This window comes from Streptomyces chartreusis NRRL 3882, from assembly GCF_900236475.1.
Classification (GTDB): Bacteria; Actinomycetota; Actinomycetes; order Streptomycetales; family Streptomycetaceae; genus Streptomyces; species Streptomyces chartreusis_D.
This window is the reverse complement of sequence record NZ_LT963352.1, coordinates 7,112,430-7,133,217: the sequence shown is the minus strand read 5'-3', so window position 1 is coordinate 7,133,217 and position 20,788 is coordinate 7,112,430. Positions and strand designations below refer to the sequence as shown.

Annotated in this window: 21 protein-coding genes; 12 read left to right on the top strand and 9 right to left on the bottom strand. The window is 71.7% G+C overall.

All coding sequences use genetic code 11. The features are described from left to right. Positions 1-364: 364 nt before the first annotated feature. The 6 genes from SCNRRL3882_RS32290 to SCNRRL3882_RS32265 all read left to right on the top strand — a co-directional run bounded on the left by SCNRRL3882_RS32290 (position 365) and on the right by SCNRRL3882_RS32265 (position 5,495). Positions 365-1,186 carry a glycosyltransferase family 2 protein gene (locus SCNRRL3882_RS32290; RefSeq protein ID WP_010046164.1) on the top strand — a complete coding sequence of 274 codons (822 nt, stop codon included), beginning with the start codon at positions 365-367 and terminating at the stop codon, positions 1,184-1,186. Beyond that, on the top strand, positions 1,183-2,181 hold the full coding sequence (locus SCNRRL3882_RS32285; protein ID WP_010046161.1) for a glycosyltransferase family 2 protein: 999 nt from the start codon (positions 1,183-1,185) through the stop codon (positions 2,179-2,181). The genes SCNRRL3882_RS32290 and SCNRRL3882_RS32285 overlap by 4 nt, the downstream gene beginning before the upstream one ends. Beyond that, positions 2,174-2,974 carry a polysaccharide deacetylase family protein gene (locus tag SCNRRL3882_RS32280; protein WP_010046159.1) on the top strand — a complete coding sequence of 267 codons (801 nt, stop codon included), beginning with the start codon at positions 2,174-2,176 and terminating at the stop codon, positions 2,972-2,974. The genes SCNRRL3882_RS32285 and SCNRRL3882_RS32280 overlap by 8 nt, the downstream gene beginning before the upstream one ends. A 74-nt stretch (positions 2,975-3,048) precedes the next feature. Continuing rightward, positions 3,049-4,143 (top strand): DUF5925 domain-containing protein, encoded by a 1,095-nt coding sequence (locus SCNRRL3882_RS32275; protein WP_010046155.1) that lies wholly within the window; start codon positions 3,049-3,051, stop codon positions 4,141-4,143. A 101-nt stretch (positions 4,144-4,244) separates the two neighbouring features. After that, on the top strand, positions 4,245-4,640 hold the full coding sequence (locus SCNRRL3882_RS32270) for a hypothetical protein (protein WP_010046154.1): 396 nt from the start codon (positions 4,245-4,247) through the stop codon (positions 4,638-4,640). Positions 4,641-4,700: 60 nt separating this feature from the next. Then, positions 4,701-5,495 carry a DUF72 domain-containing protein gene (locus SCNRRL3882_RS32265; RefSeq protein WP_010046151.1) on the top strand — a complete coding sequence of 265 codons (795 nt, stop codon included), beginning with the start codon at positions 4,701-4,703 and terminating at the stop codon, positions 5,493-5,495. Here the strand turns inward: SCNRRL3882_RS32265 and SCNRRL3882_RS32260 are convergent. Then, the gene (locus SCNRRL3882_RS32260) at positions 5,483-5,851 is read right to left on the bottom strand and encodes a GntR family transcriptional regulator (RefSeq protein ID WP_010046150.1); all 369 of its coding nucleotides are present in this window, start codon (positions 5,849-5,851) and stop codon (positions 5,483-5,485) included. The genes SCNRRL3882_RS32265 and SCNRRL3882_RS32260 overlap by 13 nt on opposite strands. A gap of 71 nt (positions 5,852-5,922) precedes the next feature. Between SCNRRL3882_RS32260 and SCNRRL3882_RS32255 the strand changes: the two genes are divergently transcribed. Next, positions 5,923-6,846, top strand: a complete 924-nt coding sequence (locus SCNRRL3882_RS32255; protein ID WP_010046149.1) for a GNAT family N-acetyltransferase — start codon at positions 5,923-5,925, stop codon at positions 6,844-6,846. Then, the gene (locus SCNRRL3882_RS32250) at positions 6,827-7,327 is read left to right on the top strand and encodes a DUF402 domain-containing protein (RefSeq protein WP_010046148.1); all 501 of its coding nucleotides are present in this window, start codon (positions 6,827-6,829) and stop codon (positions 7,325-7,327) included. The genes SCNRRL3882_RS32255 and SCNRRL3882_RS32250 overlap by 20 nt, the downstream gene beginning before the upstream one ends. On the opposite strand, the gene SCNRRL3882_RS32245 is transcribed toward SCNRRL3882_RS32250, so the two are convergent. Then, positions 7,286-7,957, bottom strand: coding sequence for a class I SAM-dependent methyltransferase (locus tag SCNRRL3882_RS32245; protein ID WP_040904094.1), 672 nt, complete (start codon positions 7,955-7,957; stop codon positions 7,286-7,288). The two genes, SCNRRL3882_RS32250 and SCNRRL3882_RS32245, sit on opposite strands and share 42 nt — an antisense overlap. Before the next feature lie 140 nt (positions 7,958-8,097). On the opposite strand from SCNRRL3882_RS32245, the gene SCNRRL3882_RS42310 reads away from it, so the two are divergent. Continuing rightward, complete coding sequence (locus SCNRRL3882_RS42310; RefSeq protein WP_010046145.1) at positions 8,098-8,232, top strand: hypothetical protein; 135 nt, start codon at positions 8,098-8,100, stop codon at positions 8,230-8,232. Between the two features lie 254 nt (positions 8,233-8,486). After that, positions 8,487-9,488: a lytic polysaccharide monooxygenase auxiliary activity family 9 protein gene (locus tag SCNRRL3882_RS32235; protein WP_010046142.1), complete on the top strand. Its 1,002-nt coding sequence runs from the start codon at positions 8,487-8,489 to the stop codon at positions 9,486-9,488. A gap of 79 nt (positions 9,489-9,567) precedes the next feature. Here SCNRRL3882_RS32235 and SCNRRL3882_RS32230 read toward each other — a convergent pair whose 3' ends face one another. Next, the gene (locus SCNRRL3882_RS32230; protein ID WP_010046141.1) at positions 9,568-10,428 is read right to left on the bottom strand and encodes an esterase/lipase family protein; all 861 of its coding nucleotides are present in this window, start codon (positions 10,426-10,428) and stop codon (positions 9,568-9,570) included. A 172-nt stretch (positions 10,429-10,600) separates the two neighbouring features. Next, positions 10,601-11,047, bottom strand: a complete 447-nt coding sequence (locus SCNRRL3882_RS32225; protein ID WP_029181613.1) for a MarR family winged helix-turn-helix transcriptional regulator — start codon at positions 11,045-11,047, stop codon at positions 10,601-10,603. A gap of 81 nt (positions 11,048-11,128) precedes the next feature. Here SCNRRL3882_RS32225 and SCNRRL3882_RS32220 point away from each other — a divergent pair, with 81 nt between their 5' ends. Then, complete coding sequence (locus SCNRRL3882_RS32220; RefSeq protein ID WP_029181612.1) at positions 11,129-11,503, top strand: cupin domain-containing protein; 375 nt, start codon at positions 11,129-11,131, stop codon at positions 11,501-11,503. A 16-nt stretch (positions 11,504-11,519) separates the two neighbouring features. Here the strand turns inward: SCNRRL3882_RS32220 and SCNRRL3882_RS32215 are convergent, their stop codons facing one another. The 5 genes from SCNRRL3882_RS32215 to SCNRRL3882_RS32195 form a co-directional block, all read right to left on the bottom strand. Further along, positions 11,520-12,503 (bottom strand): DNA polymerase Y family protein, encoded by a 984-nt coding sequence (locus SCNRRL3882_RS32215; RefSeq protein WP_010046132.1) that lies wholly within the window; start codon positions 12,501-12,503, stop codon positions 11,520-11,522. After that, positions 12,500-15,949, bottom strand: a complete 3,450-nt coding sequence (locus SCNRRL3882_RS32210) for a DNA polymerase III subunit alpha (protein WP_010046130.1) — start codon at positions 15,947-15,949, stop codon at positions 12,500-12,502. The genes SCNRRL3882_RS32215 and SCNRRL3882_RS32210 overlap by 4 nt, the downstream gene beginning before the upstream one ends. A 208-nt stretch (positions 15,950-16,157) precedes the next feature. Then, positions 16,158-17,240, bottom strand: a complete 1,083-nt coding sequence (locus SCNRRL3882_RS32205) for a S1 family peptidase (RefSeq protein WP_010046128.1) — start codon at positions 17,238-17,240, stop codon at positions 16,158-16,160. A 398-nt stretch (positions 17,241-17,638) separates the two neighbouring features. Then, complete coding sequence (locus SCNRRL3882_RS32200; RefSeq protein WP_010046126.1) at positions 17,639-18,544, bottom strand: S1 family peptidase; 906 nt, start codon at positions 18,542-18,544, stop codon at positions 17,639-17,641. A gap of 253 nt (positions 18,545-18,797) precedes the next feature. After that, positions 18,798-20,027 carry a DUF5685 family protein gene (locus tag SCNRRL3882_RS32195; protein WP_173937319.1) on the bottom strand — a complete coding sequence of 410 codons (1,230 nt, stop codon included), beginning with the start codon at positions 20,025-20,027 and terminating at the stop codon, positions 18,798-18,800. A gap of 288 nt (positions 20,028-20,315) precedes the next feature. On the opposite strand from SCNRRL3882_RS32195, the gene SCNRRL3882_RS32190 reads away from it, so the two are divergent. After that, a complete protein-coding gene (locus tag SCNRRL3882_RS32190) occupies positions 20,316-20,753 on the top strand; it encodes a cell division protein SepF (protein ID WP_010046122.1) in 438 nt (145 codons plus the stop codon). Positions 20,754-20,788 lie beyond the last annotated feature (35 nt).

The following is a 20,788-nucleotide window of genomic DNA, read 5'->3' as shown; positions in this document are numbered from 1 at the left end:
CGCAACGGCCAAACCAACAAAAACGTGAGGGGCCGTTCCAGGTCTTGCCATACGGGTTCAATCGTCAATACCGTCATACATCTCACCCGCATCGGTCCGTCAGTACGCGGCTCCAGGGGAGGGCTCAGGACCGCGACGGCCGGCGCGGGGCGCGGTAGGGGGGTGCCGTGCTCGGCGACCGCAAGGTGACCGGGCCGTGCCGCGCGGTCGGCTGTCGTTCTGCGCTGTCGGCCAGCTTTGCCAGCTCACCCGGCGTGCCCGAAGCTCCATCTCGGCGTGCCGCGGGTGAGAACCCCCCTTTCGAACCGGACTGGATCCGGACTGCCCTGGGGGGGCGGTCCACCGGACGAGAGGGACCAGACTCATGAGCTCAGTTCTGCAGCCGGCCGCGACGGACCCGCATCCGCCGACCGCCGGGAAGTACCGGCCCGTCTCCTCGCACCTGGCCATAGCGCCGCCGGTGAGCGTGGTCATCCCGGCCATGAACGAGGCGGAGAACCTTCCGTACGTCTTCAAGACCCTGCCCGACTGGATCCACGAAGTGGTCCTGGTCGACGGCAACTCCACCGACGACACCGTCCAGGTGGCCCGCGGGCTGTGGCCCGACGTCAAGGTCGTCGAGCAGCGCGGCAAGGGCAAGGGCGACGCCCTGATCACCGGGTTCCAGGCGTGCACCGGCGACATCATCGTGATGGTCGACGCGGACGGCTCGGCGGACGGCGGGGAGATCCTCTCCTACGTCTCCGCGCTGGTCTCCGGCGCGGACTTCGCCAAGGGCTCCCGCTTCGCCAACGGCGGTGGCACCGACGACATGACCTTCATCCGCAAGCTCGGCAACTGGGCGCTGTGCACGGTCGTCAACCGCAAGTTCGGCGCCCGCTACACCGACCTGTGCTACGGCTACAACGCGTTCTGGCGGCACTGCCTCGACAAGATCGACCTCGACTGCACCGGCTTCGAGGTCGAGACCCTGATGAACATCCGGGTCGTCAAGGCCGGCCTCAAGGTGCAGGAGATCCCGAGCTACGAGTACCTGCGCATCCACGGCACCAGCAACCTGCGGGCCGTGCGCGACGGGCTGCGCGTGCTCAGGGTCATCCTCCAGGAGCGCTCCAACCGCCGGGCGCTGCGCCGCCGTTCGCCCCAGTCGCCGATGCTCGACTCGGTCCGGGGAGAGGTGTCTTGAGCGGTCCCGGCATCTCGGTCGTGATCTGCGCGTACACGGAGGACCGCTGGGAGGACATCCTCGCGGCGGTCTCGTCCGTGCGGGCGCAGTCACGGCCCGCCCTGGAGACACTGCTGGTCGTCGACCACAACGAGCCGCTCCGGGAGCGGCTGGCCAAGGAGTACAAGGAGCCCGACGGCGGCGCGGTGGTGCGGGTGCTCGCCAACGCCGGTCCCCGCGGCCTGTCCGCCGGCCGCAACACCGGGATCGCCGCCGCGCGCGGAGAGGTCGTCGCCTTCCTCGACGACGACGCCGTGGCCGAGCGCGACTGGCTCCTGCACTTCGCCGAGGCGTACGCCGACCCGCGCGTGATGGCGGTCGGGGGGCGTACGGAGCCGGTCTGGGCGTCGGGACGCCGGCCGGCCTGGTTCCCCGAGGAGTTCGACTGGGTGGTGGGCTGCACCTACCGGGGCCTGCCGCGCGGCCGGGTCCGGGTGCGCAACGTGCTCGGCGGCAACGCCTCGTTCCGCCGCAGCGCCTTCGACGCGGCGGGCGGCTTCGCCACCGGCATCGGCCGGGACGGCGACAAGCGCCCGCTGGGCTGCGAGGAGACGGAACTGTGCATCCGTCTCAGCCGGGCCCGGCCCGACGCGGTGCTGCTGATCGACGACCGGGCCGTGATCCACCACCGGGTGCCCGAGGCCCGTGAGCACTTCCGCTACTTCCGTACGCGCACGTACGCCGAGGGCCTGTCCAAGGCCCTGGTGGCCCGCAGCGTGGGCGCCGACAAGGGACTGGAGTCCGAACGCCGGTACGCCACCCGGGTCCTGCCCGCGGGGGTGGCCCGAGGGCTGCGGGACGCCCTGCTGGCCCGGCCGGGCGGTGCCGGGCGGGCGGGGGCGATCGTCGCCGGGGTGCTGACGGCGGCGGGCGGCTACCTGGTGGGCGGCGTGCGGGCCCGCCGGGGCGGAACCACGTTCTCGGTGCCCGAGGTGGAGGTGGCGGCCCGTGAGTGACGTCCGCGTACCGATCCTCATGTACCACGCGGTCGCGACCGATCCGAACGACGCGACCCGCGCCCTGTCCGTGACCCCCGAGGCGTTCGCCGAGCAGATGGCGGTGCTCGCCGAGCGGGGTCTCCGACCCGTCACCACCGCCGAGCTGGCGGCGCGCTGGCGCTCCGGCCGCGCGCTGCCCGAGCGGCCGGTCCTCATCACGTTCGACGACGGCTACGAGGGGGTGCACCGGCACGCCCTGCCGGTGCTCGCCAAGCACGGCTTCCCGGCCAGCCTGTTCGTCTCGACCGGGTGGATCCGGGGGCCGTACGACACCGGCGGCGGCCTGGACACCATGCTGGACTGGGACCAGGTCCGCGAGCTCGCGGCGGCGGGCGTCGAGATCGGCGGGCACAGCCACAGCCACCCGCAGCTCGACCAGGTCTCCGACGCCACGCTGCGGTTCGAGCTGATCCACTGCAAGGAGATCGTCGCGGACCAACTGGGCACCGTTCCGGCCTCGTTCGCCTATCCCTACGGCTATTCCAGCCGCCGGGTCCGGCAGGCGGTGCGCGAGACGGGCTACGCGCAGGCCGTCGCCGTCGGCAACGGCCTCGCGCGCCGCGCGCAGGGTCCGTACGCCCTGCGGCGCGTGACGGTGCGCCGCAGCACGGGCACCGACGAGTTCGAGCGGCTGGTCGAAGGCCGGGCGATCGCCCGCACCTTCGCCCGGGACCGCGCCCTGACCAAGGGGTACGCCGTGGTCCGCAGGGCCCGTCAGGCACGCCGGCTGCTGTCCCGCTCCGGGGGCTGACCCGCGCCCGGGAACACGCCGCGTGCACCGGGAAACCGGGTGCACGCGGCGCTCCCGTGCCGGATCATGGCGGCATGTCTGGAAACCCGCACGAGGCGCTGCCGATCCGGCTCACCGTCGACGACTCCGACTCCCCGTCCGATGTCGTCGACGCGCTGTTCCTCGGCCGCTTCGCGACGGGCGAGCAGCCGTACTCCCACGCGGTGAACATCGACCGCGTACGGTCCGGGGCGACGCTGATGCCGTCCGGTGCCCGCGTGCTGCGCGTCGCCCGGGACGACGACCGCAGCGCGACGCTCGCCGAGGGCGACGGCTGGACGCTGCTGATCTCCCGCTGGAACCGGGGCGCCGACGTCACGGTGACGGCGACCAGCGCCGAGCTGGCCAAGAAGGTCCTCGACCAGGCCACGGACGGCGCGGCGGACGAGCCCGAACCGCAGCCGGAGAACGTCACCATGGGCTTCTGGTACGTCTCCCCGCGCCGCGGCCCGCACCGCACCACGCGCCAGATCGCGGCGGGCACCTGGGACGAGGTCCGGCCCAACTACACGGCGCCGGTGGCGGACGCCATGGACCGCCTGATGAAGACGACCCCCGAGGACATCTCGGGCCGGCTTCTCCTCCTGCACGGCCCGCCGGGCACCGGCAAGACGTCGGCGCTGCGCACCCTCGCCCGTTCCTGGCGGGACTGGTGCCAGGTGGACTGCGTCCTGGACCCCGAGCGGCTGTTCAGTGACGTCGGCTATCTGATGGACATCGCGATCGGCGAGGAGGACGCGGCGGGCAAGGGCCGCTGGCGGCTGCTGCTCCTGGAGGACTGCGACGAGCTGATCCGCGGCGAGGCCAAGCACACGGCGGGCCAGGCGCTGTCGCGGCTGCTGAACCTGACGGACGGGCTGCTCGGCCAGGGCCGCAACGTCCTGGTGGGGGTCACGACCAACGAGGACCTGGAGCGCCTGCACCCCGCCGTCGTCCGGCCCGGCCGCTGCCTCGCCCGGATCGAGGTGGGTCCGCTGACCCGCGCGGAGGCCGTGAGCTGGCTGGGCCGCGAGGACGGCGTCGGCCGCGAGGGCGCGACGCTGGCCGAGCTGTACGCGCTGCGCCGGGGCACGTCCCCGACGGCCCTGCCGGAGCCGCGCGGGGACGCCGACGCGGGGCTGTATCTGTAGCCCGGTTCGCACACAACCGCCTCTCACCTCCCTGTTACCCAGGCGTGCCAAGGTACGGGGAGCGGCGGCACCGCGCTTCGCCGGGACCGAGGAGGGCTCTGATGGCACACACGGCACCCACCGTGTTCAGCGAATCCACCCACCGCCTCGCGCGGTGGGTCCTGCCCGTCGTCCTCGGTCTCGTCTACGGCAACTGGGTGGCGGTGAACCGGCGTCACGGTGGTCCGATCACCGGACCGGACGTGGCGTCGGGGGTGTGGAGCGCGCTCGCCTTCACGGCCGTCTGCATCGCCGTGGTCCAGGTGACCCGGCGCCTGAGGCGCGACCTGCACGCGCTGCACGCGCTCGTGCGGGCCGTCTTCGCCGGCGCCGCGCTGGGGTTCCTCTACAGCCAGACCGGTGACGACCTCCGTCCGGTGGTCATCACGTCGGTGCTGGTCACGGCAGCCGTCTTCCTGCTGCTGTTCTACCGCTTCCACACGCGCGCCGACGGGTAGCGGCCCGGAGGCCCGGGTCGCCACCGCCCCCTCCGGGGCGTGCGGTGTTTTGATGGGTCTATGACCCTGTTCGTCGGCACGTCCGGGTGGCAGTACAAGGACTGGCGGGACGTCCTGTACCCGTCCGGGCTGCCGATGCGGCTCTGGCTCGAGGAGTACGCGGAGCACTTCGCCACCGTGGAGATCAACAACGCCTTCTACCGGCTGCCGGCCCGGGAGACGTTCGAGGACTGGCGCGGCCGGGTGCCCGCGGACTTCGTGGTCGCGGTCAAGGCGAGCCGCTATCTGACCCACATCAAACGGCTCAAGGACCCCGAGGAGCCGGTCGACCGCCTGATGAGCCACGCGGCGGGCCTCGGTGACCGCCTCGGCCCGGTCCTGCTCCAGCTCCCGCCCAACCTGCGCGCCGACCCGGGCCTCCTGGACGCCTGCCTCTGCTGCTTCCCCGCCTCGGCCCGGGTCGCGGTCGAGCCCCGCCACGACTCGTGGTGGACGCCGCAGGTCCGCAGGGTCCTGGAGTCCCGGCACGCGGCCCTGTGCTGGGCCGACGTCCTGGCGCGCCCCGCGACGCCGCTGTGGCGCACCACCGACTGGGGCTACGTCCGCTTCCACCAGGGCCGCGCCCGGCCCTGGCCCCACTACGGCCGCCGCTCCCTCGCCACCTGGCTCGACCGCATCGCCACGACCTGGTCCGGTGGCGAGGACGTCTACGCGTACTTCAACAACGACCCGGGCGGTGCGGCGGTGGAGGACGCGATGACGTTCGCACGGCTGGGACGATCGGCGGGCGTGGAGATCACCCGGACACCTGGGCGTCTGGCGCAGGCCGGCTGGGCAACGCCCTACTCCCCGTAAGCCGCCCGCAGGGCGTCCCGCACCGCGGCGAGCGCCGCGTCCTCCCCCTGCCCGAGCCTGCGGGCCCGCTCCGCGTACGCCTGGGCGGCGAGCGCCAGCTCCCGGTCCGCCGCCGAGCCGGCGGCGGCCACGAACGTGCCGTGCCGTCCCCGCGTCTCGATCACGCCGTCCGCCTCCAGCGCGCGGTACGCCTTGGCGACCGTGTTCGCGGCGAGCCCCAGCGACTCGGCCAGCCCCCGCACGGTCGGCAGCCGGTACCCCACCGGCAGCTCACCCGACCGCGCCTGCTCGGAGATCCGCGCCCGCACCTGCTCGTACGGCGGAGCACTGTCGTCGATGTCGATCTTCAAGGTCACAGGCCGATTGTCCCGTACCCGACGGAAAATGGGAGGCACCCCGGGCGCGCTCCCCCGTAGCGTGCGCCTCCATGACCGTGATCGTGCGCGACCTGCGACCCGATGTCCGAGCCGACGCCGAGGGGTTCTCCCACACCCGCCGGCTCGCCCTGCCCTACATGCTGTCCACCCCCGAGTCCGTGGTGCACACCCTGGTCCACGCCCACCCGGACGCCCACTTCGGACAGCTCGTCGCCGAGGAGGACGGTGAGATCATCGGCACGGCCCAGATCAGCGTCGCCCACGACAGCCCGGAACCCGGGCAGGGCTCCGCCAACATCTACGTGCACCCCGACCGCAGGCACCGCGGCGCCGGTTCGCTCCTGCTGCGCACCGCCGAGGAGCGTCTGGCCTCGCTGGGCGTCAGGAAGCTGTTCGCGTGGGTGCTGGACGAGCCGGACAACCTCGCCTTCGCCGAGCGGCACGGCTTCCGGGCCAGTCGTTCCGCCTACTTCATGCGCCTGGACCTGGCCGGCCCGCTGCCGCCCCGCCAGGACCCGCCGGCGGGCGTCGAGCTGCGCACGGCCGCCGACTTCGCGGACGACCCGCGCCCGATGTTCGAACTGGACGCGGAGACGGTGTCGGACGAACCGAGCGACATCGAGGCCGAGTTCACGGACTACGAGGCCTGGCTGGAGGAGACCTGGAAGCACCCGCTCCTCAACCGGGACCTGACCACGGTCGCGGTCGTCGACGGCCACCCGGCCGCCTTCAGCGTGGCGTACACGGACGGTACCCGTTACGGCACCGCCATGACCGGCACCGCCCGGGCCTTCCGCGGCCGGGGCCTGGCGAAGCTGGCCAAGAACGACTCCCTGCACCGGGCCCGTGCCGCCGGGTACACGGAGGCGTTCACCGGCAACGACACCGGCAACGAACCGATGATCGCCATCAACAAGTGGTTCGGCTACGAGATCTGCGCGAAGGAAGTGCGTTATGTCCGTGAACTCGGCTGACCGGTCCGGCCGGCTGGACGTCGTGCTCGTCAAGGCGGGCCGTACGAAGATCCGCTACACCGGCGAGCTCCTGGCGGACGACGGCACCCGCGTCGCGGTCCGGGCCCCGTGGGCAGGCAGCGGCGTACGCGACTTCGGCTTCGTCCGCTTCGAGCCCGGGGACGTCTTCACGGAGTACTACTGGCGTGACCGCTGGTACGCGGTGAAGGAGGTCCGCTCCGCCACGGGCGCGCTGAAGGGCTGGTACTGCGACATCACCCGCCCCGCCGCGCGCTCCGGCCCGGAGCTCGTCGTGGAGGACCTCGACCTGGATCTGTGGGTCTCCGCGGACGGCACGGACGTACGACGCCTGGACGAGGACGAGTTCGCCGACAGCGGCCTCACCGAGCGGGACCCCGGGGCGGCAGCAGCCGCACGCTCCGCGCTCGACGAACTGGAGTCACTGGCCCGCGGCGGGGGCCTCACCGCGCTCCTGGCCTGAATCCCCGCTCACGGCCACCACCGCGTACCGCTCGTCGGTCACCTCCGCGCCCCACAGCAGCGGATCGCCGGACAGCCGCTCCACGCTCACCTGCCCGGCGATCGGCGCGAGGAGACCGGTGAGCCGCTCCGCCGGTATCCCGACCGGCTCGACCGTCCCCCACACGCCCTCGACCAGCACGAGCCGTCCTCCCGGCCGCAGCAGCCCGGCCCAGTGCCGCAGGGCGCGGCCGGGGTCGGGCAGGGCCCACAGGACATGCCGTACGAGCACGGCGTCGAAGCGCTGCTCCCCGACGGGCGGTGCCGCCGCGTCACCGACGAGGAACACCGCGTCACGCCCGGCCAGCTTCTGCCGGGCGAGCGCCACCATCGCCGGGGCGAGGTCCACGCCCGTCACCCGGTGTCCCTGTTCGGACGCGAGGAGCGACAGACTGCCGGTGCCGCAGCCGAGATCGAGGACGTCGCCAGGCCGCCCGGGCAGCCAGGAGCGCAGCCGCGCGGCCCAGGCCCGGCGCACCTCCGGGTCGCGCAGGCCGTGGTCCGGCTCCTCGTCGAAGGAGGCCGCCCGCGCGTCCCAGTCCACGTCGGCGCCGGTGTTCGCCGAGGTCATGCCGTCACTGTCGTTCGCCATGGACCCAAGAGTGACACCCGCCACTGACACTCGAATCGTGACAGCCGCCACTGACAGACCAGGAGCGATGAGGAACTCTCCCCCGAAAGGTCTACCTCCGTGAGAACGCGGAACCCGGTAGACCCTTTAAGGAGGCAGCCATGCGCCGTGTGACCGTGCAGAAGCCCCTGAAGAAGACGGACGTCCGCCGGGCCCGCGAGGAGGCCGACGAGCGCCCCGCGGGACGCCCGGAAGTCCGCAAGGACATCGCACGCACGTGGTGGCCGGACGCCTGAGCGGCCGGCAACCGATCATGAGACGCGTCGGCCGCCGCCGTCACGCACACCTTTCCGCCGTCCCGTTCGTGTCGCGCACGGTAGCTACCTGATGCCAGTCTGAGCGCTCCCTTAACGCGGCCATAAGGATCTCCCTCACCCGCCCTCAGCAGGCGGTTCCACGGTTCTCAGGGGCTAGCTTCGGATCACCCCCACGGGATCCGGCCCACCCGGGCCCGGCCCTGTCCCCCTGTTCCGTTCCGAGGAGTTCCCGCATGCCCGCACGCCGCACGGCAGTCACCGTCACCGCCCTCGGCGCCCTCCCGCTCGCCCTGACCGGACCGGCCGTCACGCCGGCGGCCGCGCACGGTTCGATGGGCGACCCGGTCAGCCGGGTCTCGCAGTGCTACGCCGAGGGCCCGGAGAGCCCGAAGTCGGCCGCGTGCGAGGCGGCGGTCGCGGCGGGCGGCACGCAGGCCCTCTACGACTGGAACGGCATCCGTATCGGGGACGCCGGCGGGCGGCACCAGCAGCTCATCCCGGACGGCAAGCTGTGCAGCGCGGACAACGAGCAGTTCAAGGGGCTCGACCTGGCCCGCGCCGACTGGCCGGCGACCGGGGTGCGCGGCGGCGCGCACACCTTCAGGTACCGCGTGACGGCCCCTCACAAGGGCACGTTCAAGGTGTACATCACCAAGCCCGGCTACGACCCGGCCAAGCCGCTCGCCTGGAACGACCTGGATCTGGAGCACCCGGTCGCGACGGCAACCGACCCGGCGGCCACGGGCGGTTTCTACACCTTCTCCGGCAGCCTGCCCGAGCGCTCCGGCAGGCATCTGCTGTACGCGGTCTGGCAGCGGTCGGACAGCCCGGAGGCGTTCTACTCCTGCTCGGACGTCACCTTCGGCGGCGGCGACAGCGCGGCAGGCGGCACCGCCCCGGTCCCCACGGCCTCCGCTCCCACCAAGGAGCAGATCGAGGCGGGCAACGACAAGTCGACCATCGAGCACCACGGCCACGGCGACAACGACCCCAGCACCTCGGCCGAGCCGGCCGCCGCCCCGGAGAACCCCGCCCCGAACCGGCTCAAGGCGGCCGAGGCCGCTCCCGCCCGGCCGAAGGCGGCCGGCGCCACGGAGAACCTCGCCGAGACCGGCGGCGACAGCAGCACCCCGTACCTCGCGATCGCCGGCGCGGCCACGCTGGCGCTCGGCTCGTCGGCCCTGTTCCTGTCGGCCCGGCGCCGGGCCGTGAGCAGCGCCCGGCACGGCCGCTGACCGAGGTCGCCGCCCCGTGACCCGGGGCCTGTCCGGCGGCTCAGGCCGGACAGGTCCCGAAACGTTTCCCCTACACGTGTCAGTCGAACGCCGACGCACAGGTGGTGGGCTCGGCCCGTGCCGGGTCGAGGGCGTTGGCCACCTCGTGGAACACGACCCGGTCCAGCAACCCGACGGCCACGTGCTCGGACAGGTCGACCGGACACAGGTCCTGGAGCAGGACGTTGCGCACGTCGGGCCCGCTCAGGTACTGGCTGCGCCAGGGCGTGACCACCTCGTCGTACCGGGTGGCGATGACGGTGTACCGCACGCCGGGCACGGTGTCGCCGCCCGCGTTGAGCCGCTTGAGGAAGTCGGAGCCGGTGACCTGGTCGGCGAGGGCCGGGGTGGTCTTCGCCAGCAGGTCCCCGGCGCCCGGGAAGTAGGGCAGCAGGTTGGTGAAGCCGTTCAGGTCGGTGCCGTGGTTGCTGGGCGCGATGCCGACCAGGGCGTTCACCTCGGCGGCGCCACCGAGGAACCGCAGGTACCAGCGGGGCATCATGCCGCCCTGCGAGTGTCCGACGATGTCGGTCTCGGCGGCGCCGGTGGCGGTGAGCACCCTGCCGACGAAGTCCTTCAGCTGGACGGCTGACTTCTCGACGGGTCCGAGGCCGTGGAAGAAGGGGACGCCGTCGAGCTGTCCGTAGTCGAGGGAGAAGACGCAGTAGCCCCGGACCTTCAGATAGGGGGCGAGCCCCAGCCAGTTGTCGACGGAGTTCCCGAGGGTGCCGTGGACGAGGACGACGGGGCGGGGATGGGCGGTGGACGGCTTGCAGTCGTAGTCGTTCCAGCCGGAGCTCGGGGCGCCGGCGGCCTGGGCGGAGGTGGCGGGGACGGTGACGGCCGCGGCGGTCAGCAGCAGCGCGGCCAGGGGTCTGAGCGCTCGTTTCCAGGGCAGCATCGGGTGATCTCCTTGCGGCTCAAGGGAGGTGCGACGGCACGACGCCCTGTGATCCGGATCACGAGGATGCTGTTCACTCGTCAAGTTACGGGCGAGTAGTCAAACTGGGAAGTTACGTGTCAGTAAAAACTTCCAGTGGTAACCGACGACGGTGGGCCCACCTGACACCCTTTCACCAGGCAGGCCGAATGGGCCCGTGCGGAGCGATCCGCAGCAATCGCTCCCCGAGCGCCCGCACTTCCCCCTCCCCCAGCACGTCCCCCCACTCCCGCACGACTTCGGCGGCCGCCTCCTCCGCCGCCCGCGTGCAGTCCCACCCCCGACCGGTCAGCACGACCAGGCGCGCCCGGGCGTCCTCCGGGTGCGGCCGCCGCTCGGCGTACCCCTTGCGCACCATTTCATCGACGAGCTGACTGGCGGCCTGCTTGGTCACCCCGAGGTGGGCGGCCAGGTCGGTGACCGTCGCACCGTCCGGGGCGAGCCGGGCGAAGGCGAAGCCGTGCGCGGGCCGCACCCCCTCGAAACCGCGCGCGACCACACCCTCATGGATGCGTTGCGTGAGCCCGCCGGCGACGGCGAGCAGGGCGGCGGACAGGCCCATGGCCTCGGAGTTCTGCACACACGCATTGAAACACCCTTGACTCATTGGTCAAGCCGCTTGACCATATAGTCAAGCAGCTTGACCAATATGGAGGCCGTCATGCCCGTCATCCGCTCGTCCGAAGCCGTCACCCACGAGATCCACGGAGCCCGTTTCGTCTCGTACGCCACCCCGCTGAGCGGCAGTAAGGAGCTGTGCGCGTGGCGCGGTGAGATCCCCGCCGGCCTGAAGGCGCCGACGCACACCGTCAACCGGGAGGAGATCTTCCATCTGCTCGACGGCGAACTGCTGATCACCCTCGACGGCCGCACCGAGCGGATCGTCGCGGGCGACACGGTGATCATCAACCCCGGCGCCACCCTGACCGTCGAGAACCCCACGGACCGGACCGCGTACTCCTGGGTCACCACCTCGATCGGCCTGGAGGCACGTTTCGCCGACGGCACGCACATCGCGCCGCCGTGGGCCAACTGACGTCACGCGGAAGGATCTACGCCGCCAGCCCTCCTAGTCCCCCGGGCATCACCGCCCGCGGGCCGAACTTCGCTCGCGCGCGGTCCGCGACCTCCTCGATACGGCGGACCTTCTCGTCCACGAGGTCGAAGGTCAGCTGGTGGGAGGCCTGGTCGGCGGGGTCGAGCCCCTCGGCGCGCAAGGCGATCGCACGGACCCGGGCGCGTTGCAGTCCGAGCGCTTCGTACATGCCGTACGCGGCTCTGCTCAGGTCCGGCGAGTGCGCGGTCGGCTCGGTGAGCTTCCGGCTGCGGGTCGTGGCCGAGCGGTCGGCGTAGCGCACGGTGAGGGTGAGCGTGCGGCACACCTTCTCCAGGGCGCGCAGCCGGGCGCCGATCTCCTCGGCGGCCGACAGCAGGGCACGCCGGTGCCGGTCCGGGTCCAGTTCGTCGCGATCGAAGGGGCGTTCCGTAGCGAGGGAGCGGGAAACCGCGTTCGGGACGACCCGGCCGCGGTCGACGCCGTTCGCCTTCTCGTGCAGTTCGCGGCCGGTCTTCGCACCGACCAGCCGCTGGAGCGTGGACAGCGGCGCGGCGGCGACCCGGCCGAGGGTGTCGAGGCCGTAGTCGCCCAGCGTACGGGCGGTCGCGGCGCCCACGCCGGGCAGCGCGGCGACGGGCTTGTCCGCGAGGAACTCCGCGACGGCGTCCCGTTCCTCGGGCACCGCACACGTCACCCCGGGCACGGCGTCGCGCAGCGCCATGCGGGCCAGCATCGGCCCGGGTCCGGCACCGATCACGCAGTCGACGCCGTACAGCGCGAGCGAGCGCACCCTGATCACCGAGGCCAGCTGGACGGCGTCCCGCCCGAAGTACCGCTCGGCGCCGCCCAGGTCGGCCAGCGCCCCGTCCGGTGGCAGGGCCTGGACGACGGGGGTGAACTCCTCGAGCATGCCGAGCAGTCGGGGCAGGTCGGCCTCGCGCGTCGGAGGCAGCTGGAAACGTACGCAGAGGATGGTCATCCCGCACTCCCCGGGCTCTGGTGCCACAACTTTCCTCCCACCGCGGGCCCTTCGCCCGCGGGACGCAGATCGGCCCAGGGGTGCATCTCGTACCCCGTGGGCATGCGGATCTTCCGCTGCTCCGCCGGATCCTGGGCCCCGGAGCCCGCCGCCCCCTCGCCGACGTCACCGGAATCGGCACCGGCACCGGCCAACCGGGCCGCGACCCCCTCCAGGCCTTCCTCCCGGCGCACCTCCAGCAGTTCCGCCAGGTTCCAGGCGGCGGCGCCCACCACGCTGAGGCTGCGCGGGCCGCGCCGCTGCACCACCCCCCGCACCAGCAGCAGCCAGGAGTGGAAGACGGTGTGGGCGCAGGCGTCGTGGGAGTCGTCGAAGAAGGCGAGGTCGACCAGGCCCGTGCCGTCGTCCAGGGTGCTGAAGATGACCCGCTTGCCGGACCGGATCGGCGGCGTCTGGGTAGCCGCCTTGGCGCCCGCGACCAGCACCGTCTCCCCGTGCCGGGCCTCGCGCAGCCGGCGCGCTGACACCACGCCCAGCTCGTCGAGGAACGCCCGGTGATCGTCCATCAGATTGCGCGAGGCGTCCATGGACAGCACGCCCAGCTCGGCACTGAGCCGCTCCGACGAGGTGAGGTCGGGCAGCCCGGCCGGTGCGGTCTTCCGCCCGCCGGCCAACGGGAGCTGGCCACCGCCCGCGCCCCGCGCGCCCCGGTGCAACTCGGTCAGATGCAGTTGCAGATCACGGCGGTTGGCGCCGAACGCGTCCAGCGCGCCCACCTGCGCGAGCCGCTGGGCCAGCGGACGGCTGGGTCGGCCCCGTTCCCAGAAGTCGACCAGCGAGGCGTACGGCTGGCCCTCGGCGATCCGCGACGCCTCGGCCTCACTGATGCCGTGCACATCGGAGAGCGCCAGTCGCAGCCCCCACTTACCGGACACCAGTTCGATACGGTGTGCGACGCCCGACGCGTTCACATCCAACGGCAGCACCGGTACCCCGCGCCGCCGCGCGTCCGCCAGCAGCAACCGCTTCGGGTACATCCCGGGATCGTGCGTCAGCAGCCCCGCGTAGAAGGCGGCCGGATGATGCGCTTTCAGCCACGCCGACTGGTACGTCGGCACGGCGAAGGCGACCGCGTGGGCCTTGCAGAAGCCGTACGACCCGAAGGCCTCGATGATCTCCCAGGTCCGCTGAATCGTTTCCGCGTCATATCCGTTCGCCGCCGCGTGCTGCGCGAACCACACCTTGATCCGCCCTTGCGACTCCGGATCCGACAGCCCGCGCCGCACCCGGTCCGCCTCCCCGCGCCCGCAGCCGGTCATGATGTCGACGATGTCGATGATCTGCTCGTGGAAGACGACGACCCCGTACGTCTCCTTCAGCGGCTCTTCCAGGTCCGGGTGCGGATAGCGGATCGGCGCCCGCCCGTGCCGCGCCTCGATGAACGGCCGCACCATGTCGGCGGCGACCGGCCCGGGCCGGAACAGCGAGATGTCGACGACGAGATCGTGGAAGCCGGCCGGCTGGAGCCGCCCGACCAGGTCCCGCTGCCCCGGCGACTCGATCTGGAAGCAGCCGAGCGTCTCGGTGGACCGGATCAGCCGGTACGTCTCCGGATCCCCCGGCGGCAGGGCGTCCAGATCGACCCGGACGCCCGACGCCCGCTCCACTTCCGCCACGGCGTGCGCCATCGCCGACTGCATCCGCACCCCCAGCACGTCCAGCTTCAGCAACCCGAGGTCCTCGACGTCGTCCTTGTCGAACTGCGACATGGGAAAGCCCTCGCCACTGGTCGGCATGACCGGCGTACGCTCCAGCAGGGAGGCGTCGGACAGCAGCACCCCGCACGGGTGCATGGCCACACCGCGCGGCAGCGCGTCCAGCGCCTCGACCAGCTCCCACAGCCTCCCGTACCTCTCCTTCTCGCCCGCCAGCGCACGCAGTTCGGGCAGTTCTTCCAGCGCGGCGCGGGCGTCCCGCGCCCGGATGTGCGGAAAGGACTTGGCCACCCGGTCGATCTCGGCCGGGTCCATGGACAGGGCGGCCCCCACGTCACGGATCGCGTGCCGCACGCGATACGTCTCCGGCATCGCGACCGTCGCGACCCGCTCGGTGCCGAACCGGTCGATGATCGCGCGGTAGACCTCCAGCCGGCGCGCGGACTCCACGTCGATGTCGATGTCGGGCAGCACGACCCGCTCCTTGGACAGGAACCGCTCCATCAGCAGCCGGTGCTCGATCGGATCGGCGTGCGCGATCCCGAGCAGATGGTTGACGAGCGATCCCGCACCGGACCCGCGGGCGGCGACCCGGATGCCCATCTCCCGCACGTCGTCGACCACTTGGGCCACGGTCAGAAAGTAGGACGCGAAGCCGTGGTGGGCGATGATGTCCAGCTCATGGTGCATCCGCTCCCAGTACTCCCGCCGCCGGTCGTACCCGAGCAGCACCATCCCCGCCGCCGCCCGCGAGGCCAGCGTCCGCTGGGCGGTACGGCGGCCGGCGCCGACCAGATGCGGCTCGGGGAAGTGGACGGTGCCGATCCCGAGGTCGTCCTCGGGGTCGACCAGGCACTCGGCGGCCGTGGCCTCGGTCTGCTCCACCAGCCGGTGAGCGGTGCCCCGCCGGAACCCGGCGGCCTCCACGATCCGCTCCGCCGCCCCGAACATGGCGTCCGCGCCCTTGAGCCAGGCCTCACCGGAGTCCAGCTCCTTGGTCGGGTCGACGGGCACCAGCCGGCGCGCGGCGTCCAGCACGTCGGCGACCGGCCCCAGCCCCGGGTCGGCGTACCGTACGGCGTTGCTGAGCACGGGCCGGATCCGCTGCTCGGCGGCGAACCCGACGGTCCGGGCGGCCAACCGCAGGGAGCCGGGCCCCGTGCCTTTCCGGCCATGCCAGACGGCCTCCAGCCGCAGGGCGTCGCCGTAGACCTCCCGCCAGGGCACGAGCAGTCGCGCCGCACGGTCGGGGCGCCCGGCGGCCAGGGCACGCCCCACATCCGAATCAGGCCCGAGCAGCACGGTCACGCCCTCGGCGTGACGGCGCTCCCAGGGCAGCACGGGCGTCCCCTCCCCCTCATGCACCGCAGAGACGAGCCGGCACAGCCCGGCCCACCCACGAGCACCGTCCCGGGCGAGGAAGACCACCCGGGGGGCCGACTCGTCGACGAAGGCGCCACCGCGCACGGGAGTCCGGCGCCGACCCCTCCCGACCCCGGGCTCGGGGCGCTCCGCCCCCGCCACCGCCAGATCCGCCCCGAACACCGGACGGACCCCCGCCTTCGCACAGGCCTTGGCGAACCGGACGGCACCGGCGAGCGTGTCGCGATCAGTGAGAGCCAGGGCGTCCATGCCCCGCTCGGAGGCACGCTCGGCCAGCCGCTCCGGATGCGAGGCTCCATACCGCAACGAGAACCCGGAGACGGTGTGCAGATGCGTGAACCCCGGCACACGCACCTCCCGCACTCGTGAACCACACCGGCTCTCGAACATCTGTTCCCAGCTACCTCACCCCCACCATAGACCAATTCTCGAATACATGTGCGACATCCGCTCGACCCCGCCCCACCTGCGCAAACACAGCCGCGAGGCATGCCGCACACACGAAAGTCCCGCCCCTCACACGAGGGGCGGGACTTCACGAACCCGGAACCAGAACTCAGCCGATCTCGGTCCCGGTCGCCGACAGCGCCTCCGTCACAGGCTGGAAGAACGTCTCCCCACCGGACGTGCAGTCACCACTGCCACCGGACGTCAGCCCGATCGCGTTGCTGCCCGAGAAGAGCGAGCCACCACTGTCACCGGGCTCCGCGCACACGTCGGTCTGGATCAGACCGTTCACGATGTCGCCGTTGCCGTAGTTCACGGTGGCGTCCAGCCCCGTGACCTTCCCGTCGTGCACCTGGGTCGTCGAACCGCTCCGCGTGACCTCCATGCCGACCGTCGCCTCGGCGGCACCCGTGATCTTCTGCGTCGAGCCGTTGTAGAGGTTCACCTCACTCGGGTGAGCCACGTCCGCGGTGTACTTGACCAGCCCGTAGTCGTTGCCCGGGAAGCTGGAGTCCGCGTTGGTGCCGATCTCCTTGCCGCTGGAGTCCGACCACGTCGAGATGCCCTCGGTGCAGTGCCCGGCGGTCAGGAAGAACGGCTCGCCGCCCTTGACCACGTTGAAGCCGAGCGAGCAGCGGCCACTGCCACCGGTGATCGCGTCGCCACCGGCGATGAAGGGCTTGTACTCGCCCTTCGTCCGCTTGAGTTCGGCCTTCGCACCGAGCCCGTCGACGACCTTCGTCAGCTTCGCCCACTCGGCCTTGGACACCGTACGGTCGGCGGTGACGACGATCTTGTTGGTCGTCGGGTCGGTCACCCAGGAGGTGCCCGGGATCGTCGCGTCCTGCTTCAGCGTGCCGCGGGCGCTCTTCAGTTCGGCGAGCGAGTTCGCCACGACTCTCGCCTTGGCTCCGGCCTTCTCGACGGCCTCGGCCGCGGCCTCGTCGAGCACGTTCACCACGAGGTTCTTGCTCTTCGTGTCGTAGTACGTGCCCGCCGCGTCGGCGCCCAGGTCCTCGGCCAGCGTCGAGGCGAGCTTTCCGGCCGCCGTGACCGACAGGGTCCGGGGCGCGGAGGCCTCCGGGGTCTCGCTCGCGTTCGCAGTCTGGAAGGTGACTCCCGCGGCGACCAGTGCGGCGATACCCGCACCTGCCACGGCTGCACGCCGCTTGGGTATGCGTCGGTGCTTCAACTCACGTCCTCCTGTGGGGGGTCGGCCCGAGAGGTTGTGGGGACCTCGCGAACCGGAAGGCTTTGTTGACGAGCGCCCACTATTCCGAGGACGACGGGGGGCACACAAGGTCGAGTTCAGGACGCGCGTAGATTGCCGACCGCACGCCCCCTCATTTTGACCGTGCACGGTCAAATCGGACCCAACTCCCACCCGCTTCACGCGCGTTCACAGTGCAAACATTACGCGTGAGTAATGTGTGCCCACTCTGTGAGGTCTGGCCATGGCTGAAAATCATCTGTCCGGTCAGCCCACGACAACCCCAACAAAACGGAAGAACCCCCGCATAAAACGGAGAGACCCCCGCACGCGATGCGTGCGGGGGAACAGAACTCAGCCTGCTGCCGACCGGGACCGGCCTAGTACACGCTGACCCCGTAGGCGCTCAGGGCCTCCGTGACCGGCTGGAAGAACGTCGTACCGCCGGAGGAGCAGTTGCCGCTGCCGCCGGAGGTCAGACCGTACGCGACGCCGTTGCTGCCGTAGAGCGAACCGCCGGAGTCACCGGGCTCGGCGCAGACGTTGGTCTGGATCAGGCCGGAGACGATGTCCCCGCCGCCGTAGTTCACGGTGGCGTTGAGGGCGGTGACACGGCCGCTGTGCGTACCGGTCGTGGAGCCGTCGCGGATGACGGTCGTGCCCACGCTCGGGGTGGCCGCGCGCGTGATGTCCACGCCGTTCGCGGTGCCGGGACGGCTGACGGAGCCGCTGTAGCGGACGAGGCCGTAGTCGTTGCCCGGGAAGCTGGAGCCGGCGGTCGAGCCGATGACCGTGGTGCGGGCGGAGTTGGAGTACCAGGTGCCCGCGCCGTCGGTGCAGTGACCGGCGGTCAGGAAGTATTCGGTGCCGTTGCCGGCACGGACGTTGAAGCCGAGGGAGCAGCGCCAGCTACTCGCATAGATGGCGTCGCCGCCCTGGATGAGCTTGTTGAACTTGCCGGGGGTGCGCTTGATCGTGAGTGCGTCGGCGTTGGCGCCGGCCTGCTGCTTGATCTTCGCTATCTCGGCCTGGCTGACCGTGCTGTCGACGGTCAGGAGCACGCGGTTGGTCTTGCTGTCGACGGCCCAGGCGGTGCCCGGGATGTCGGCCTTCAGGATCGAGCCGCTGGCGCTCTTGAGCTCGGTGGCGCTGAAGGTGGCGGGGGTGTCGGACGCGTTCGCGCTGGGGATCGCGATCGCGGCGGCGGCAACGAGGCCGGTGGAAACGGCGATCAGCCGGGTCCGTCTCGAAATGCCACTGCGGGGGGTGGTGCGCTTGATCCTCACTTTTCGTTCCTCCACAAAGGAAGTCGGGGGCCCTCGTGGGGTTTCGGGCCCGTGAGGCGCAGTCCGGGGCGAGGCGGCCCGGATTCCGAATCCGCCGTGCCCCTGACAAGCGCTGTGGGGGAGTATTCGGCCGAACGGCCGGTAGGCGCAAGAGGGCCTTTCGGCCGTGCCCTTCTGAACCACCTGTCACAAAGCCGCGAAACGGCAGGCGAGCGCGCCCGGGGGCAGCAGCACGCCCTTCACAGGGGGCGGGTCAGCCGTCGCAGGGGCAGCAGCAGTCGCATCCGTCGCAGTCGCAATCCCGGCAGCAGCCCTCGCGCTTCTTGCGGGACCACGGCCCCTCGTATTCCTTGGCACAGCACAGCTTGCAGGTGCAGCACAGCAGCCAGAACATCCCGCAGCCGGCCCAGAACCCGCGTCGCCCCCGGGGCGGCTGGGGCACCGGCGCGCCACCGCCGAGACCACCATCGCCGTACCCCCCTCCCCCACCTGCGTAGGGGTTTCCGCCACCGCCCGCATACGGATTCTGCGCAGAGCCGTGCGGCCCCTGGCCGTACGGACCCTGAGGCGGCTGCTGTCCGTACGGCCCGCCCTGATGTGACGCGCACACCGGCACCGTGCCGAACGCCCGGTCCACCGAGCGCCGTAGTTCGTGCACCAACAGCAGATGCACGAGCTTCGCGTCGGCGAACTCGGTGTCACGCAGGGCGAGCCCCACCCCGTGCACCGCGTCGTCGGCGAGCCGTCGGGCCTCCGCGAGGGAGGTGCCGGTCGCGGCGATCGGGTTCCACGCGCCTGACGCAGCGTCAGCGTGCAGGTCCTCCACGGCATCCAGCAGGTGGGCCAGCCGGCCGAAGAGCCGGCCGGCCTCGGCGAGCGGCCCGGCGTTGTGCGGCCGGCCGGCGAGGACCGCCGTGTGCGCGAAGGCGGCGGCCGTCGCGGTCTCGGTCGGCTCGGTGACCACCAGGATCGGCGTGCCGGGTCCGGCGAGCGCCTCGATGCCGCTCTGCCGGTCCACGGCGTCGACCAGGACGGCCGTGTCGAATCCGACGGCGGAGCCGGTGCGCGCCCCGGCGCGGTCCCAGCCCGAGGCGACCCGGCGCGCGGCGCGCGCGACCGGCGCGCGGGCCAGCAGTCCATCGCCGTCGGCGACGTGGTCGCGCACCTTGGCGGAGGCGAGCACCAGCGACACGGCGGCCGCGAGCCGGGCTCCCTCACCGTGCGCGACGGACGCGGTACGCATCCCGCGCAACGGACACGGCCCCGCCGTACGCCGCCCCGCACCGCTCGACGTTCCGGTCGCCCGGCCCGCCTGAGCCTCCGTCAACACCGAGACGAGAAGCCCGTCATAGTTCGTCACGATGCGCGCGAGCTGTCCGTGCTCCCCGCGCAACGCGAGACACAGCCCACACAAATGCGCCATCCACTGGGCCGTGAGGCTCTCCCCGAGCCGGTGCCGACAGGGCCTGACCATTCCGAACACCGATGTCCCCCGTGCTCCGTACGACGTTTGGCGCCGCATGGTATCGGCCACCGCGTTCACCCGTACGCACCGCTCATCACCCGTACGCCGCGAAGAATCGTATTTCACTCACAGTCAGCAGTCGTTTACGACAAGGCCCTTGGGAAACACGGACTCTCGACGGATTCGCTGTGCACCAGTACCGTCACAAACCCCCCGTGCGGCGTCTATCCACTTGGCGCGCCATCCGCATCATGGACGACCATAGGGATGCGGAAAGCAGAAAGACCGCTGTGAGAGGAGGCGTCCATGGGATCGGTACGCAAGGCAAGTGCCTGGCTTGGCCTCGTCGACGACAACGAAGACGAGCGTTACTACGACGACGACTACTCCGACGGGACCGAGCCCGGGGAGGCCTGGGTCACCGATCCGCGCGTCAAGGTGGCCTCGGACGTCGCCGAGGAGAGGGGTCGCCGCATCGGCACGGTGACCCCGGACAGCTTCCGGGACGCGCGCGCCATCGGCGAGCTGTTCCGCGAGGGCGTGCCGGTCATCATGAACCTCACGGCCATGGACGCCGGCGACGCCAAGCGCGTGGTCGACTTCGCGGCCGGACTGATCTTCGGCCTGCGCGGTTCGATCGAGCGGGTGTCGACCCGCGTGTTCCTGCTGACCCCCGCCAACACGGAGATCGTGAACGGCGACCCGGCCGCGCACCGCACGGACGGCTTCTTCAACCAGAGCTGAGGCAGGGCCGCTCACCGGCCCTGCCCCCGCGCACG

Excerpts from the sequence above, each read along its gene's own strand:
- SCNRRL3882_RS42310 (WP_010046145.1), top strand. The coding sequence starts at position 8,098 with ATGCGCCGTGTGACCGTGCAGAAGCCCCTGAAGAAGACGGACGTCCGC.
- SCNRRL3882_RS32220 (WP_029181612.1), top strand. The coding sequence starts at position 11,129 with ATGCCCGTCATCCGCTCGTCCGAAGCCGTCACCCACGAGATCCACGGA.
- SCNRRL3882_RS32265 (WP_010046151.1), top strand. The coding sequence starts at position 4,701 with ATGACCCTGTTCGTCGGCACGTCCGGGTGGCAGTACAAGGACTGGCGG.
- SCNRRL3882_RS32245 (WP_040904094.1), bottom strand. The coding sequence starts at position 7,957 with ATGGCGAACGACAGTGACGGCATGACCTCGGCGAACACCGGCGCCGAC.
- SCNRRL3882_RS32275 (WP_010046155.1), top strand. The coding sequence starts at position 3,049 with ATGTCTGGAAACCCGCACGAGGCGCTGCCGATCCGGCTCACCGTCGAC.
- SCNRRL3882_RS32290 (WP_010046164.1), top strand. The coding sequence starts at position 365 with ATGAGCTCAGTTCTGCAGCCGGCCGCGACGGACCCGCATCCGCCGACC.
- SCNRRL3882_RS32215 (WP_010046132.1), bottom strand. The coding sequence starts at position 12,503 with ATGACCATCCTCTGCGTACGTTTCCAGCTGCCTCCGACGCGCGAGGCC.
- SCNRRL3882_RS32190 (WP_010046122.1), top strand. The coding sequence starts at position 20,316 with ATGGGATCGGTACGCAAGGCAAGTGCCTGGCTTGGCCTCGTCGACGAC.
- SCNRRL3882_RS32255 (WP_010046149.1), top strand. The coding sequence starts at position 5,923 with ATGACCGTGATCGTGCGCGACCTGCGACCCGATGTCCGAGCCGACGCC.
- SCNRRL3882_RS32235 (WP_010046142.1), top strand. The coding sequence starts at position 8,487 with ATGCCCGCACGCCGCACGGCAGTCACCGTCACCGCCCTCGGCGCCCTC.
- SCNRRL3882_RS32230 (WP_010046141.1), bottom strand. The coding sequence starts at position 10,428 with ATGCTGCCCTGGAAACGAGCGCTCAGACCCCTGGCCGCGCTGCTGCTG.
- SCNRRL3882_RS32250 (WP_010046148.1), top strand. The coding sequence starts at position 6,827 with ATGTCCGTGAACTCGGCTGACCGGTCCGGCCGGCTGGACGTCGTGCTC.
- SCNRRL3882_RS32270 (WP_010046154.1), top strand. The coding sequence starts at position 4,245 with ATGGCACACACGGCACCCACCGTGTTCAGCGAATCCACCCACCGCCTC.